This is a genomic window from Caballeronia sp. KNU42, from assembly GCF_053760385.1.
The window spans coordinates 4,125,474-4,141,363 of the sequence record NZ_CM132388.1; the positions used below are offsets into that span (position 1 = coordinate 4,125,474).

The 15,890-nt window shown below is 56.5% G+C and carries 15 protein-coding genes; 6 read left to right on the forward strand and 9 right to left on the reverse strand.

The annotated features are described in order from the left end of the window. The first annotated feature begins 514 nt into the window (after positions 1 to 514). From ACSOSP_RS18580 to ACSOSP_RS18605, 6 genes are all read left to right on the forward strand, one after another. Entirely contained in the window at positions 515 to 1,114 is a 600-nt protein-coding gene (locus tag ACSOSP_RS18580) for a TetR/AcrR family transcriptional regulator (RefSeq protein WP_455308757.1), read from the forward strand. Positions 1,115 to 1,558: 444 nt separating this feature from the next. Beyond that, positions 1,559 to 2,221: a DUF3313 domain-containing protein gene (locus ACSOSP_RS18585; protein ID WP_455308758.1), complete on the forward strand. Its 663-nt coding sequence runs from the start codon at positions 1,559 to 1,561 to the stop codon at positions 2,219 to 2,221. Positions 2,222 to 2,306: 85 nt separating this feature from the next. Further along, positions 2,307 to 3,578 carry a paraquat-inducible protein A gene (locus ACSOSP_RS18590; RefSeq protein WP_455308759.1) on the forward strand — a complete coding sequence of 424 codons (1,272 nt, stop codon included), beginning with the start codon at positions 2,307 to 2,309 and terminating at the stop codon, positions 3,576 to 3,578. Positions 3,579 to 3,639: 61 nt separating this feature from the next. Next, positions 3,640 to 5,184 (forward strand): PqiB family protein, encoded by a 1,545-nt coding sequence (locus tag ACSOSP_RS18595; RefSeq protein ID WP_455311033.1) that lies wholly within the window; start codon positions 3,640 to 3,642, stop codon positions 5,182 to 5,184. Then, positions 5,181 to 5,798, forward strand: coding sequence for a PqiC family protein (locus ACSOSP_RS18600; RefSeq protein WP_455308760.1), 618 nt, complete (start codon positions 5,181 to 5,183; stop codon positions 5,796 to 5,798). The genes ACSOSP_RS18595 and ACSOSP_RS18600 overlap by 4 nt, the downstream gene beginning before the upstream one ends. A 349-nt stretch (positions 5,799 to 6,147) precedes the next feature. Further along, positions 6,148 to 6,303: a DUF6726 family protein gene (locus tag ACSOSP_RS18605; RefSeq protein WP_455311034.1), complete on the forward strand. Its 156-nt coding sequence runs from the start codon at positions 6,148 to 6,150 to the stop codon at positions 6,301 to 6,303. Positions 6,304 to 6,826: 523 nt separating this feature from the next. On the opposite strand, the gene ACSOSP_RS18610 is transcribed toward ACSOSP_RS18605, so the two are convergent. The 9 genes from ACSOSP_RS18610 to ACSOSP_RS18650 form a co-directional block, all read right to left on the reverse strand. Further along, a complete protein-coding gene (locus tag ACSOSP_RS18610) occupies positions 6,827 to 7,333 on the reverse strand; it encodes a heme-degrading domain-containing protein (protein ID WP_455308761.1) in 507 nt (168 codons plus the stop codon). A gap of 642 nt (positions 7,334 to 7,975) precedes the next feature. Further along, positions 7,976 to 8,785, reverse strand: a complete 810-nt coding sequence (locus ACSOSP_RS18615; RefSeq protein ID WP_455308762.1) for an SDR family oxidoreductase — start codon at positions 8,783 to 8,785, stop codon at positions 7,976 to 7,978. 241 nt (positions 8,786 to 9,026) lie between these two features. Beyond that, on the reverse strand, positions 9,027 to 9,350 hold the full coding sequence (locus tag ACSOSP_RS18620; RefSeq protein WP_455308763.1) for a hypothetical protein: 324 nt from the start codon (positions 9,348 to 9,350) through the stop codon (positions 9,027 to 9,029). Then, positions 9,347 to 10,315: a hypothetical protein gene (locus ACSOSP_RS18625; RefSeq protein WP_455308764.1), complete on the reverse strand. Its 969-nt coding sequence runs from the start codon at positions 10,313 to 10,315 to the stop codon at positions 9,347 to 9,349. The genes ACSOSP_RS18620 and ACSOSP_RS18625 overlap by 4 nt, the downstream gene beginning before the upstream one ends. Positions 10,316 to 10,318: 3 nt before the next feature. Further along, positions 10,319 to 10,549, reverse strand: coding sequence for a hypothetical protein (locus ACSOSP_RS18630; RefSeq protein WP_455308765.1), 231 nt, complete (start codon positions 10,547 to 10,549; stop codon positions 10,319 to 10,321). Positions 10,550 to 10,608: 59 nt separating this feature from the next. Beyond that, entirely contained in the window at positions 10,609 to 11,739 is a 1,131-nt protein-coding gene (locus ACSOSP_RS18635; protein ID WP_455308766.1) for a Gfo/Idh/MocA family protein, read from the reverse strand. Between the two features lie 112 nt (positions 11,740 to 11,851). Next, complete coding sequence (locus ACSOSP_RS18640; protein ID WP_455311035.1) at positions 11,852 to 13,030, reverse strand: porin; 1,179 nt, start codon at positions 13,028 to 13,030, stop codon at positions 11,852 to 11,854. A gap of 288 nt (positions 13,031 to 13,318) precedes the next feature. Then, positions 13,319 to 14,521, reverse strand: a complete 1,203-nt coding sequence (gene manD, locus ACSOSP_RS18645; protein ID WP_455308767.1) for a D-mannonate dehydratase ManD — start codon at positions 14,519 to 14,521, stop codon at positions 13,319 to 13,321. Further along, complete coding sequence (locus ACSOSP_RS18650) at positions 14,518 to 15,864, reverse strand: MFS transporter (protein ID WP_455308768.1); 1,347 nt, start codon at positions 15,862 to 15,864, stop codon at positions 14,518 to 14,520. Before ACSOSP_RS18650 ends, manD begins: the two co-directional genes overlap by 4 nt. Positions 15,865 to 15,890: the final 26 nt, after the last annotated feature.

Below are 15,890 nucleotides of genomic sequence, written 5' to 3' on the forward strand. Positions count from 1 at the left end.
CAGGCTTCGTCATCTGCCCACGCAATCATTTCCCTGAGAAAACGCCAAGTGGCGTGAACGAATGGAAATGTCAGGGAAGTCGCGGCTCGTTTTGATAACACTGGCGGCTCGACCTCCGCGCGGTTTCCTGAACGGATGGCGGAGCTGCGTGACGGGTCGTTCGCCGAAACTGGATGTTCGGGGCGCCGGGCAGCATGTGGTTCGCTTCCACTAGCGCCGGGGACGCCGACCCGTGGGTCGAGGGCGATTCTCCAGAGCATAGCCTACACAAGCTCAACATGTCGAAGAGGGCGGGAAATTCCGCATCAAAGCCATGATGATGTCGCGAGCGGCTGACATTGAAGACGGCCCGACGGTAACAGGGAAGTGCAACGAAAGCTGGGGGCGATCAAAAATGGGGGCGGCCCCGCGCACGCTTCCATAGGTAAAGATCAACAACACTTGAGGAGCAATCGATGCTCTTTCGCACTTTTATGCGACTGCACGACCTGGCAGCCGCTCTTGAGAGATAACCATGGACAATTCCACGCGTTCGGAACGCTCACGCAAATCGGCCATCCAGGCTGCGTTCACCATTATTGCCCGTGATGGCCCGGGTCGTCTCACATTTGACGCCATCGCGCGCGAAAGTGGTATCAGTAAGGGCGGGCTGATGCATCAGTTCCACACGAAAGGGGGCGTCTTGAAAGCGCTGCTTGAGCACCAGACCGAATATTTCGAGAGCTTTTTTCGGGGCTACCTTGCTACGATCGACGACGCCAAACCTGAGGCCACGCTGTTAGCGCAGATTGCAACAGCACGTGAATCCACTACCCAACAGCACTCGGTCGCCCTTGCCATTCTTGCCGCCCTGGTGGAGGACCCTGAGCTTCTGTCGACGGTTCGAGAGAGCGACTTAAAAAGGATAAAACATATCAAGGGCGAGGCACTTGACCCAGAGCTGGCATTGTTACGCTGGTCAGCAGCCAGGGGCCTTGCATTGACGGCTCTTTTGGGGCTCTGTCCATTTTCCGACAAAGAGCGTGGACGTTTGTTCGATCGCCTGCTTGACGAGGACAAATGGCCGTTGTCTCCAGACCTCAAAGTCAAAAAAAGCCGCGTTCGGCGCGCTTAGCACGTAGCGCGAGCCACAGCGACCAAAGCGCTTGAGTGCGGCGTAGCTGCACGGTATAGCGCCGGCAGGAATTGCCCGGATCTGGATCTAATCCGCTAAGAGCGGTTGGTTTCCGACGGGCAACCCGTAGTGCCTGAACGACATCATAGAAGGAAAATCGCGGTGCGGATTCGTTCAATGATGGCAACGTTCCTGGCACTGAGTCGTGATTATCCATAGGTGTCGAGAAATGGGCTGGGTGTGTGTGCCCCATATCGAAGCTTTTCTCTGACGCAAACATCATCGCGACGATGTCTCAATGCATTTCACCATTTATTCATAAAACAAACCGCCTGGTCGGTTTACATGGATAATTTGTGGTGTTACGCTTGCGCCTCACATGAGCTGTCATGTCTGAACCCGATCGGGACACCGACTGGGGCAGCATCGAAACCGGAGATCCGAATGGTCAAGTCAATCAAGGCGCGGCATCTGTTGCTAGCCGCTATGTGCGCAACCGTGGTTGGCTGCTCAAGCGTGCAGCCAGTCGCGTATTCTGGAATTACGTCGTCATCCTATTTGAAGCCTGATCCGGAAGATAAGTCTGGTCGTGTGCCGTATCGTTTCTCGACTCAGGTGGATTGGCAGCAATACAGGAAGGTGATTGTCGATCCGGTGGTCGTGTATCGAGCAGCCGATAACCAGTTTGGCGACATGAGTGACTCAGACAAAAAAGCGCTGGCCGGCTACATGCAATCCAAGTTTGAAGAAAAACTACGGACTCGCTTCGAACTGGCGAATGCTCCAGGTTCGAGCACGTTGCGCGTCAAGCTGACTCTGACAGGTGCATCAACCACCACTCCTTTTCTCGGTCCCTTCACGCGCTTTGATCTTTCCGGCGGTATTTACAACGTGGTTCAAACAGCCCGCGGCAAGGAAGGCGCCTTCACAGGTTCGGTCATGTACGCCGTTGAAATCTACGACGCGTCGAACGACAAACTCCTCAGTGCTTACGTGACAAAGCAATACCCGAACCCCTATAACGTCGGCGCGAGCTTCGGGGCGCTGAATGCGTCGAAGACGGGTATAGAGAAGGGCGCTGATGCGTTGGTTGCGCAACTTAAATGAGCCGGTACACGGGACGACGATTAGGCGCTTGAGGATGGCGGGCGCGCTTTTGGACCGTGTGTTTTGCCCCAAGCGGATGCGAAAGATGAATGAAGCCAAGTTAATAGCCTGTCACGAATGTGATTTGCTCCAGTGGGAAGCGCCGCTATCGGAGAGCGGTACCGCGCGTTGCGGACGATGCGGGGCAGCACTTTACCGAAGCTTGCCCGCCAGGTTCGACCGCGCACTGGCGTTCACGTCGGCTGCAGCAATTTTTTTTGTGCTCGCCAACTGCTTTCCCATCGTCGGACTTTGGGTCAATGGAACGCTCGTTGAATCCACGCTTTTTGGGGCAGCCTGGTCCCTATACGTGGATGGCATGTGGCCAATAGCGGGCCTCGTCTTCGTGACTACTCTGTTGATGCCGTCACTGAACATAGCGGCCGTTATCTATCTGCTCGTTCCGCTGCATATGGGTGGTCTTCCCCAAAGACCCGAACTTGTCCTTCGTGTTCTGCGCCACATTGCGCCCTGGGGCATGATCGAAGTGCTCATGCTTGGCATGCTGGTCGCGCTCGTCAAGCTCCAGCACATCGCAACCGTCGTCCCTGGCGTTGCGATCTGGGCATTCGGAGTGGTGATGTTGCTGCTGGCGGCAGCGGCCGTTACGTTTAATCCGCGTGATATTTGGGCACGTATCGATTCCGTACAGAGCGACCGTGGTGCGTCATATGCGGTACAGGCAACTGCCACGGCAGACACCGCGGCGCGCGCCGGTCTGTTCGTTTGTCACGACTGCGGATTGCTCTCGAAGCCGCTCTTTGCCCACGTCCATGCCGGAATTTGCCCACGCTGTGACGCCACGCTGCATCGGCGCAAGCCCGACAGTCTCGTACGGACCTGGGCGTTCGTTTTCGGCGCCATGGTCCTTTATATCCCCGCCATTCTTCTGCCTGTCATGGTCACCAGCACCTTGTTCGGGACTCAGTCCGACACGATTCTCAGCGGCGTAGTTTATCTCTGGAACGCAGGATCGTGGTCGCTTGCAGCTATCGTTTTCATCGCCAGTATCGTGGTGCCAGTGCTCAAAATCCTGTCCTTGGCCTATCTCGCGTGGAGCACCCAGTTGCGCTCTCCATTCATTCCACGACAGCGAACGCGTATCTACCGCTTGGTGGAGTTCGTCGGCCGCTGGTCGATGCTCGACATCTACGTCATTACCGTCCTGGTCGCACTCGTGCAATTCGGTTCGCTTGCAAGTATTGAAGCGGGACCCGGCGCGATCGCATTCGGCGCCGTGGTCGTGCTGACCATGTTTGCCGCACTGTCGTTCGATCCCCGGCTGATATGGGACGCAGTGGAGCCGGAAATTGAATAAAGATGACCACGATGCGCCCGGTATTCCGACAGCAGTTGCTGTCAAGCGGTCGAAGTGGCGCATGCAGCTTGTATGGTTGGTGCCGCTTGTCGCCGTCCTGATTGCCGGATGGCTGGCCGCGCAGGCCATTATGCAAAAAGGCCCGACCATCACTATCAGCTTTTCCACCGGCGAAGGGATCGAGGCCGGCAAGACCAAGATCAAGTTCAAGAACGTCGATATCGGCACGATCAAGAGTGTCGAACTTTCCGACGATCACAAGACCGTGCTCGCCAGCGCTGAGATGTCCCGCAGCGCTTCCAGCATGCTCGTTGACGACACTCGATTCTGGGTCGTTCGACCGCGGATCTCCGGCGGCACGGTGTCGGGCATAGGGACATTATTGTCCGGCTCTCACATCGGAATGGACGTCGGTACAGCGCAGAATGCGCGACGCGATTTCGTCGGCCTCGAGTCACCGCCGGTCCTGTCATCGGGCGCACCAGGGCGAGAGTTCGTGCTTAAGAGCGGCAACATCGGTTCCCTCGATATAGGTTCGCCCGTATTCTTCCGGCGGCTTCAGGTCGGTCAAATCGTCTCGTATGCGCTTGACCCCGATGGCGCGGGAATGACCTTGCACGTTTTTATCAATGCGCCTTATGACAAGTACGTAACGAATGACACGCGCTTCTGGCACGCAAGCGGCGTTGATGTGACTCTGGATACGACCGGCGTAAAGCTCAATACCGAATCATTGGTATCAATCCTGATTGGCGGCCTGGCATTCGAGAACCCGCCTGAGACGACCAGCAAGGCTGAAGCAGAAGCGCGGCACCAGTACGAACTTTTTGTCGATCGAGCCGAAGCAATGAAGCTGCATGACACCATCGTCGATAAATACGTGCTGGACTTCAAGGAGTCTGTACGCGGGTTGACCGTTGGTGCACCCATCGACTTCCGCGGAATAGTCATTGGTGAGGTATCGGCGATCCACACGCACTTTGATCCGGCAAAAAGGGAATTTAGTATCCCCGTCGAGGTGAGCATTTTTCCCGAGCGGCTGGTCGCGAGCGACGACTCGGGAGCCAGTAGTGCGAGTACCTCGGCGGAACGAAAAGCGATTACGGAAGACCTGGTATCGAAAGGGCTGCGGGCGCAGCTGAGGACCGCGAGTCTCTTGACTGGACAACTGTATATTGCGATCGATTTCTTCCCCGCCGCACCCAAAGCGACTGTTGACTGGAGTAAAGGGACGCCCCAACTGCCGACGGTGCCAGGCAATCTGCAAGGCCTGCAAGACTCGATCACCAGTCTCGTCGCCAAGCTGAACAAGATTCCGTTCGAGGGAATCAGCCAGGACCTGCGCAAAACGCTGGGTGACGCCGACACGCTGATGAAAACAATTAATACGGACGTGGCGCCCGAGGCGAAAACTACGCTGGCCGCTGCTCGCGAGGCGCTCACGTCGGCGAATCGCGCGTTGCAAAGCGACTCGCCATTGCAGCAAAGCACCGCTGAAACAATGCGCGAGCTGTCACGGACCGCGGCTTCGTTCCGCTCGCTTGCAGAGTATCTCGAACGCCATCCGGAAGCGCTGCTCCGCGGCAAGACCGGGGACAAGCAATGAGCCGATATCCACGGTTCCTATGGACCGCGATCTTGCTGACTTTGTTCGCGGGGTGCGCAACGTCGCCGGCATCGAAGTTCTACACGCTGAGTCCTGTTCAGGCCGTCGAACAATCCGTCGAACAATCGTCTGGCAGCCATCCGGTCACGATCACGATCGCGATCGATCCCGTTACGGTTCCCGAACTGGTCGATCGATCGCAGATAGTGACTAAGCTGGACGCGAACCGCGTGTCTATCGATGAGTTCGCTCGCTGGGCAGAGCCGTTGAAGAAGCAGATTCCAAGCGTGCTGGCTGCGGATCTTGGGCGGTTCATTCCGGGAGCGATCGTGTCCACCTACCCGCAGCGTGTGGACGACAACGCCTACCGCATTTCCATCGACGTGCAGGTCTTCGATTCGTCAACGAACGGCGCAGTAACGCTGGCGGTTATCTGGTCGGTGCGTTCGCCGAAGGGTGGTGAGAACGTTAGCGGACGCAGTGTTGTACACGAGAGCGCAGGCGGCCCTGGTTACGACGCCCTGGTCAAAGCACACAGCCGAGCCCTCGCATCGGTAGCGAGCGATATCGCCGTGGCGACGCATTCGGCTATGGGGAAGCAACGCGAGGAGTGAATCGATGGAATAACTCGCGCGATGCATGGTCACATCAAAAGCCGGGCGGAGTGCAAGCAGCTTGCGCGTCATAAGGTCCCGCGGCGTAACCGGTGGGTCAGTAGGGCATCCTGACGGAGCGAGCGGTTTCTCGTGTGCGCCAGCTCGTCGCATCGCGAATGAGAGCAAGAGAGTTTCTTAAAGCGACAGACGGCGTTGCCGCGACAACCGACGCGAATTCTAATCTGGTATGGCAACTCGCCGGAGAGGGTATCTATGGTAGGACCCGTCCTCCATCCGGAGACGGGGTGACGCGCGCGGGAGATTCCGCGCGATCATACGGAGGTTGAAAGTGAAGACATGTGCTTGGATGGTGCTCTGCACGATTCTGTGGGTGACGCTTGGCGGTTGTGGTCTGGCCGCAGCTCCGTGCCGCGTAGCGTCGACAGGAATCAAGATTGTGCCGCTGGTGGGACATGTGGCCGCAGCGCCCACCGACGCATGCGCGGCCGTTATCGATCCCTGATAAATTTGTACATGAGATTAGCGCGTCACACACTCGCGCACATGCTGTCTCAACCTTGGGGAACCAAGACGAAGACCGGACGACTTAGCTTGAGGGAGCGTTCGACGCATCCGGGCCCCGATGAAACAGCTCCCAATCCCCTCAGGGTCAATATTCCCCTCACTCTCAGAAATTCGCACCGCTGCAAAAACAAGCAGGGACTGGTCGAACGGAACACCACCACGCCCACTTCCTCGCGTTCTCGATCTGGGCGAGAGCGAAATATCGACATCAGCGAGAATCGCCATCGTCATGGCGCGGTGCAGCGCCGCCCGGTCTAGCGTGATTTTCGTAATCGACCACCGATGTGCAAATGAATGTTGGAACTGGGCATGAGAATGAGCTTTTGCAACTGAGCCTCGCTTGTCTGCTAGGACGTCGACTTCTCAGAGGACTTTGCAGCCACTAGAAGTCGTGGCGGAAAAGTTATCCCAAGCCGCAGATTAAAGACATGAAAGGCATGCAAAAGGCCGAACGCACGCTATTACTCGCTTTCCTCATGCGGCAGCCTGAGATTTGCGTAGTCGTGGCCAAGCAACGCGCACATCGCCTCGACGGTCAATTCGTGATCTTCGCGCTGCGGTAAGCCAGACACAGTGATCGAACCAATTACGCCAACTCCTGGCACGATCAAGGGAAAACTACCGCCATGTGCAGCATAGTCGGCGTTCGACAAGCCAAACTTGTCGGCGAGCGTCGAAGCAGACTGCGCTAGACGCAGGCCAACCGCGTATGAGCTGCATCGGAACTGCGCCACGATTTTACTTTTTCGGCGCACCCAGTCCGCATTGTCCGGAGTCGCTCCTGCGAGCGCACTGAAGAAAATTGCATGACCGAACGTACGTACATCGATCGCAATCGCCAGTCCGCGAGCCTCTGCGAGTTCGTGCAGATGCGTTCCGATCCGCCAGCCGAAATCCGCGTCAAAGCGTGGTACGACGAGCAGCTTTTCCTGTTGTTCGATCTGCTGAAGGTCTAAGGTGATATCCATATCAAAGTAGACGGAGCCAGTCCGCCGTCAAGTAGAAAGTTAATTGAAAAGCGGTCCAAACATAAGACTGCTGCCTGGCGAACCCGGTCTGCATCGAGCTAGATAAACGGATGAGGTTGCAAAGTCATACCGGCCGGTCATCGGTTGCCCGGGACGGACTGTGTTGCCTCTCACGCAAGTCCTGTAAGCGAAGAACGATGCAGCCGACCGTGCAGTGCTTGGCGTGATGACATGCTTACTTTGCAACCGTGGTCGGATCGGATCATTCACAAGATTGAAAAGCAGGACAGGGTTCAATTTCGGGGCTCGGGATCACAGCGAGCAGTCATCCGCGATGCGCGACCAAAGACGGAAAAGCATGCTTGAGCGGCCAACCATCCGAATCGCGCGGGATTACGCACATCGTTCAGGTCGTTCGCCATCCAGAAGACGATGAACCGTTCGCCTTCGAGTTGGTCGACAATTCATCGCTACTTGCAGTAGGCCTTACACCTATTGCGGAGTGGCTGACGCTTGCGCGGCCGCGATTCCGCGCAAGCGAAATGTGGGCCGTCGATCCTCTTTTGATGGCACGGGAAAAAGCCGACTAAGGTTTGATCTGTGCGATGCCCATGATGAACGCGCGGACCCGCGCCGCAGGCTCTAAAGCGCCGCCCCCGGATGCGGCGCGTTGTCGAATGCACCCCACACCGACTGATCATAATTCACCATCGATCCTGTCATCAGGCCTGACTCTCCGCTCGCTAAAAACGCCACCGCGCGTGCCGCTTCCGCCGGATCGATCAACCGTCCAAATGGTTGCGCAACGCTCGCCTGGATCAGCCAGTCGTCAGACGCGCCGTGATGTTCCCGCTGGATACGATCCTCGCCATCGGACGCCATCCAGCCGAGATTCAGGCCATTCACCCGGATCCGGTTACGAAGCAGCGCGTAACCCGTGTTCTGCGTGAGCGTGGCCAGCGCTCCCTTTGTCGCACAATATGCCGCAATGAACGGTTGCCCCGCCATGGCGGACATCGAGCAGATGTTGACGATCGAACCTTCAATGCTCTCGCGCCTCATGATGCGAATGGTCTCCTGCATCAGGAAGAATGGCGCGCGAACGTTGGTCGCGAACATACGATCGAAAAGCGTAGGGTCCGTATCGAGGATCGTGCCGCGGTCGGTGATGGCCGCCGCATTGACCAGCACATCGATACGGCCGAACCGCGCGTCCGTCGCTGCAATCACCGCCCGGCAATCGTCGACTTGCGAAAGATCCGCCTGTACGTAATGTACATCCGTGCCACCCGACTCGTTCAACTCTTGCGCCTTCGCTTTGCCCTTCTCCTGCGAGCGTCCGCAAATAATCGCGCCCCTCGCGCCACGCTCAACGAACAGCGCCGCGATCGCCGCTCCGAGCCCTTGTGTACCACCGGTGACTACAGCCACCTTGCCGTCGAACTGTCCCATCGATTTACCTCTCATTTATGTACCGGTCAAAGCATCTCGATCACTTCTTCTACGGACGTCTGCGCCACCGAGAGGTCGAGCACGACTTCTCCACGCGCCATTGCGACAATCCGTTCGCATCTGCTGCATCTACCGCCTGAGCTTCTATTATTTCAATCGATAAGGTATCCTCATGTAGAAAAATAGTCATATTCAATCTGCCTATTTTTACTAGAAGCCGTTCGGAAGAGGTGTTAGCAAATCACCAGCGCTCGGGATTCCCGACAATGCCCTTCACGTCGTCGAGCTCGAATTGTTTTAACGCCACTGTATCTGCATCGATGTGCGTTCCGGGCAATGCAAACACACGAACCGTATCGATCACGCGTCGGCCCTGACATCCGCTCAGAACCCTATCTGGATCAAGGCCTGATAGAAGCGCCCAGTCCACATACACCCGGATCACGGGTGTATGTGAGTTGAGCAGGGTTCCGCCCATATCGCACAAAAAACATGATGCGCGAAATTCGGCTTGAGCAAGCCGCATGAGCAGCGACGGACCGTTTGAGACCTGGCGATCATTCAAGGAATTTGGGCAGCATCGCTGCCCACGGCCTCCTTCACACTAAGCGTTGTCGATTCGCCAGTCTGCAAGACGACCAGTGGCCCGTGCGACTCGATCTCGAAGTAGGGCAGCGTAGGGGAGTTAAACACTTCGAGCGGCGTGCCGTGAGCATACCTCGCGTCAGCGATAACGGGGAAGCTCCTGCGCAACATACGCTTGCCCTCCGGCAGATCGAGTTCGACATGGATGACGCCCGCCGAATTCTTTACGCCCAGCTTGAACTCAACTGCTTCAACGCATTGCGTAGTGACAAGTCTGGTCGAACCCGTCACAAATGCTGATTCACGTATGTCGCCCAAGAGGCCTTTTGCAGGGAATGGGACCACCGATTCGCGCCAGTCTGCTTCGCCCTCGATAGTGACCTCGACCTTCCCCGGCCGCCGCAACATCAGGACATCCCAGATCCCGCATTGCCGCTCCAGCTCGCCGCGGTTACAAAGTTCGTGAGATGTCGTCCATGCACCATCGCCCGCTGACAGGACAATGCGACGGCGGATCTGCAAGCCGCTCTGCCTACAGACTGCGCTTAACAGTTCGATGCCCATGGACCTGGATTCGAACCAGGTACTCAAGACTTCGTAGGGCCCGCTATCCAGATAGCGCTGAGGCGCGCCACCGGGCCAGTCGGCCTCAGGCGCCACCCAGGTCTTGCCCCCGCCCCACAGCGGAAAATCCCGTTCTCCGCAAAGCGTTCGCCATTGCGCGCCGCTCCAGTTTGGCACGTGTCCTGCAAGGGACTCGTTGACATACGCAAGGTCGACGTCCTTATGCCGGATACTCATCAGCCGCCCACCAAGTGCAGGAACAATTGTCAGTTCGAGCTCGCACTGACGCATAGACAACGCCGTCCACCCGCGATACTCGGTCCATTTAAGTTCGCGATGCACGTCCGCGATGCCGGCGAAGTGCGATATGTGACGTAGCATCGTTCAGCTCCTTTCCATCAGCCCGCTGCGCATTCGGCCGACTGCCTCCGGCTGCACTATCTTGGACGTCACTGGCGGCAACACGATGCCATCGCGCATGGCGTCCCGGTACGGATTGGACAAAATTTTCAGCAAGATCTCGGTTTCGGCCGCCTGTGCGGGTGTCCAAGCCGACAGCGTGAGTGCCAAGTCCGCGATGTTGGTTGTCGACTTGTGAAATGTTCGAACTTTCAATTTCGTCTCCTGTTGTTCCGCATGGGGGCAGTTTTTTAAAGGATGTCCAATGTGAACCGCTACTGGATTTGCTCCCATGCTTGCTTTTTGGACGAACGAAGCACCGCGTCAATGATCTGAGCCGAGCGATACCCGTCTTCGAACGTCGGCAAGCCTTCACGCGCGTCACCGCGAATCACCGCGTAGGTGTCGGCGACAAACGCTTCGAAGCACTGGGCATAGCCCTGGGCATGGCCCGCTGGCAGGGTGGCAAGACGTCGTTGTTCGGCACTGCCGCGTGATGGGTCACGCACTAGGAGCCGGGTCGAATCTCGTTCGCCCAGCCACAGTCGTTCCGGCTCCTCCTGGTCGAATACGAGGCTGGCACGGGCACCATCGAGTTCGAACCACAGCCGATTCTTTCGGCCGGCCGACACCTGACTCACGGTCAGCGTTGTCAGCACCCCGGTCGTGGTCCGCAACAATGCACCGGCAACGTCCTCGGTCGCCACCGCTTGCCTTTCTAAGGAAGCCCCCGGAGCTGGAGTCGAGAACGTCCCGACCGTGCCCGCCGGACGGTCGGGCATGGTCGTCTGGAGTGTTGCGACTACGGCCTCGAATCGTTCGCCGCTGATCCATTCGATTAGGTCGCACCAGTGCGACCCGATGTCTGCGAACGCCCGCGATGGGCCGCCCAGTGCGGCGTCCACGCGCCAGTTCGTGTCGTCCGGTCCGAGCAGCCAGTCCTGCAGATAGCTGCCGTGGATAAGTTGAAGCGCCCCTACGGTACCGTCCTGCACGAGGGAGCGCGCCTCTCTCACCATTGGGTGATAGCGGTAAACGAACGGGACCGCAGCGACGCGGCCCGCCGATTGCGCTGCCAACGCGAGCGACTTCGCATCGGAGAGACTGGTTGCAAGAGGCTTTTCGCACACCACATGCTTGCCGGCGGCCAGTGCTGTCAAGGCGATCGGAAAATGCGTGGAATTGGGCGTGCAGATATGAATGACCTCGACGGCGGGGTCGGCGATTGCTTCGTCCGCGTTTGAATACGCCCGCTCGATACCCAGATGCGCCGCGGCCTCTCTGGCGCTCTGTGGGCTCGATGCTGCGATGCCCTTCAACGTGGCGCCAGCGAGCCGGGCCGCTCTGGAATGAACCGCACCCATCATCCCTGCGCCAATGATTGCCACACCCAGTGTCTCAGCCATTTTCTTAGACTCCATTTTGTTTAATAACCTTTTCTAATAATTTTGTTAGAGTTTCTAACTAAATGAGACTGTTCGCCCCAAAGCGCCGTCGAGAGCAGATCTCTCGAAAGCATTAGAATTTATGATTAATGCCAAACACTATGGCGAACTGCCTGTTCGACGAAGATGGCGCGCCGTTGAATCCATCGCCGACCGTGGCGGTTGCATCGATCACGCTTCCTGAGCCAGGGGTACCAAGCGTTTTACCCTGAGCCACCTGAATTCCCTGTAGAGCGTAGAACAAAGTGCTCTTAGATAGACTGTAACTCTCGCGGAGGCTGAACTGATGGTATTGTGCCGGGGCGTCAATGCCATTGGCCTTTGTTGCTCGCGTGTAGCTATAGCCAGTGGCGAGAAGGATTGATGGCGTCACCAGATAGTGCAGGACCGCGCCAACAGTGTTGAAGATTGCCTCGTCTCTGAACTTCGAGTTGACACCTGGAACATATTGCACGTTTGTGTATTGCATTGAAATGCCGAGATTTTGTGTAAATTCGTAACCTCCTGTGACCGCTAAGCGCTGTTGAGCTGCTGCGGTCTGGTAGCCGTTAGTGATCGCCGACACACCTATCTGGCCATTGCTATTGGTCGTCGATGCGGCGCCCCAATCTCCGCCACCCGTGTTCGAATTGTTTATTCGTAGCACAGCGGCGGCGAGCCCAAACGGACCATTAAGGTACTGCAATGCGAGGCTCCACGTTGAACCGGTATTGATGCTGCCTGCCACTCCTCCTAAGGCATACGCGCCGCTCATCGTGAACCCATAGATTGAGGGGGAGGTATAGACCAGCGAGTTGTTCATCCGGTAATTGTTGTCCATTGAATCAACATCGCCCGGATGTGCGCCAGTGAAACCGGTCAACCAGAAAGTTGGGCTGTATGGCGAGAGCAATACCCAGTAAGGCGTATACTGCCGACCTGCGGTAACCGTTCCAAGTATGTTGTTTGTGATGCCAACATCCGCCACGTAGCCAAATAATTCATTCGCGAACTGCGCGCTTCCCGTATCGATATTAAATCCGGATTCCAGCCGGAAGATCGCTTTTGTCCCCCCGCCAAGATCTTCTTGGCCTATCAAACCGAATTTGCTTCCAGTTAAGATACCGTTCACGAATTTGTTCACCGATTTGCCACCAGCGGTTGATCCGAGCGAGGACTGGTTGTTTACATAGACCAGACCGTCGTCGAGACTTCCATACAAGGTCACACTAGTTTGAGCAACGGCGTGAGAGGTGACGCAAGGAGTCAGCATCAGCAATGCTATTCTAAAGTATATAGTAGTACGAATCATAATATTGGCCTAAGATCGATAATCAGATTCGCCTCTCGGCGAACAGTCAATGTAGAGCCGCTGGCTAGTTTGGCTAATGATCCACTGCTTCTTATTCCTAAGACACCGGGGACTTGATGTCCTTAGGTCCGAGAGCTAGTGTTTTGAATCGCCGAGCAGGTGCCTGCGCCATATCCATCAGAATCTTTCCAGTTGGAAAGTTTTATTGCTCGTCAGCGGGTATCCGTAAATGGCAGTGTTTCTGCATGGTTACCAACTCCACATCGTTCCATCGGATAGGCGGGCAACGTCCAGATAAGCGCGCTTATACGGGTACTTCGCGGCGGCGGCCTCGTCGATATCGACCCCATGCCCAGGTTTCTCACCACTCAAGAGATATCCGTTTGTGAGCGACCACTCATGAGGGAACACGCTTTGACATTCAGGCGGATGAAAGGCGTACTCTTGAATTCCGAAATTCGGGACCCATCGACCAAAATGCAACGCTGCGCCCATGGTGATCGGCGACATATCTGCGGCACCGTGACATGCGGTTCTGACGTGGTACAGATTTGCAAGGTCGGCAATGCGACGTACATGCGTAAGACCGCCAGCATGAACCGGCGTCGTGCGGATGTAATCTATAAGTTGCTCTTCAAGCAGTTGCCGGCAATCATGGATGCTGTTGAAGACTTCCCCGAGCGCAAGCGGTGTCGTCGAATGTTGACGGATCAACCGATACGATTCCTGGTTTTCGGCGGGAACAGCATCTTCCAGCCAAAAGAGTTGGTGTCGCTCTACGGATTTCGCGAGCGCGGCAGCTTCTCGCGGTGTTAGCCGGTGATGAACGTCGTGTAGAAGGTGCAACTCAAAACCGAAGCGATCGCGCAGGTGATCGAGCAGCTTTGGAAGATGGCGCAAATAGCTCGGCGTGTCCCAGACTGTTTCGCGCGGTCTTTCTTCCGCTTGCGGCGCGTCGCCGGCTGTGTGGACCCCATAGGTGACAGGCATCCCGGGAATTGCGCTCTGAACTCTTATCGCCTTGAACCCTTTTTGCACGAGTGCAGCCACGTTGTCCGCGGCTTCCTCGATCGATTCGCCACTCGCATGCGAATACGTCAGCATTTGCGTCCGGCTGGCTCCCCCGAGCAATTGATAAAGTGGCATATTGGCCGCTTTTGCTTTAATGTCCCACAGCGCCACATCAATGGCGGCAATTGCGGCCATCGCGATCGGGCCTCGCCGCCAATAGGCCCCTTTATAAAAATACTGCCACGTATCTTCAATCTGCGACGCATCTCGCCCAATCAAGCATGGCACGAGGTGGTCCCGGAGATAGGAAGCAACGGCGAGTTCCCGTCCGTTGACCGTGGCATCGCCGACACCGTAGATGCCCCCGTCGGTTTCAATTTTCAGGGTAACGAAATTGCGGCCGGGTGAGCAGACAATAACTCTTGCGTCAGTGATCTTCATGATGGTTCCTTTGCTAGATTCTCGGCGAGTGGACTCGATCCGTCAGGCTCAGGAATCGGCTCGATTCGTCCGAGCACGAATACGTACGAAACGATGCCAACAGCGAGCATGACACCTGCAAGCATGAAGGCCCGGCTGAAAGACTGCGTCGCGCCCACGATAAAACCGGTGATAACCGGCGCCGCAATTCCCGTCATGCTGTTAACAAAGTTCATGATGCCGCCGATGGTCCCCGCTCCCCCTTTTGGGGCTATGAGAGACGGGACGGCCCAACCAGCGGGTGCGGCTGCCGCGAGACCGGAAAGGGAAATGGTTATCCAGACGATCGCCCAGTCGGGATCACGAGTGAACCCGGCGCCCACCACTGCAAGTCCAAACAGCATTCCTATCACGATGATGGATTTGCGCACTTTCGATTCGTCGAAACCTCTTTTGATGAGATGGTCGATAAGCCATCCTCCGATGAGCAGATCGGAGATCGTCGCAAAGACCCAAGGGATGGTTGTGAACGTTGCCGATTTGAGAATGCCCATTCCCATTTCCGTGACCAGGTAGCCAGGCAACCAGAAGATGAAGAGCGCAAACGCATAGCCATAGGCGGCAAAACCGATTGATAGACCCCAGACCTTGCGATTCCTCACGAGATAGCTGAAAAGGTGCGAAGTATCTGCTGCGGCTTCGCCTTCAATCGCCGCGCCGCCGCTCCTGATATACGCGTACTCCTCCGCCGACAATTTTTTGTCCTGACTCGGGTCGCGATACATAATTCTGAATAGCAAAAAATACGCAACGCTGATTGCGGTAGTTACTAGAAAAGCGGCGCGCCATCCTAAATGGACGAGCAACAATGCGATCACTGGTACGCCAATGACATTGGAAAATTTAGCCGCCCCGTCAAATAAGGCCGTTGCGAGTCCTCGCTCTGTCCGGGGAAACCAGTATCCTGTCGCTTTGGAGTTCGCTGGGAATCCAGGTGCTTCAGCTACGCCCAGCAATAACCTCGACAAAAAGAGGGTTTTCATTCCCAGGGAGAACGCGGTGATCATCGACGCCACGCCCCACAGGAACGTGCTCCACCGCATCACTCGCGTAACCCCAAGCCGATCAAGCAAGAGACCAGCCGGAATTTGCAAAATTCCATAGGTCAGACCAAAGGCACTAAACAAGATACCGAGTCCCCCGGGGCCAAAACCAAACTCATGGGCAATCGTCGTCCCGGCTACGGTCAGATTGACGCGATCGAAATAGTTGACCAGTACACCGAGACCCAGCAGGTAACCAATTAACCAGCGCCGACGCCCCTTTGGCGGGTGCGACTTTGCCGTCTCAGTTAGAATTAACATATCAATCGTCTCCGTTGAAATTTCAG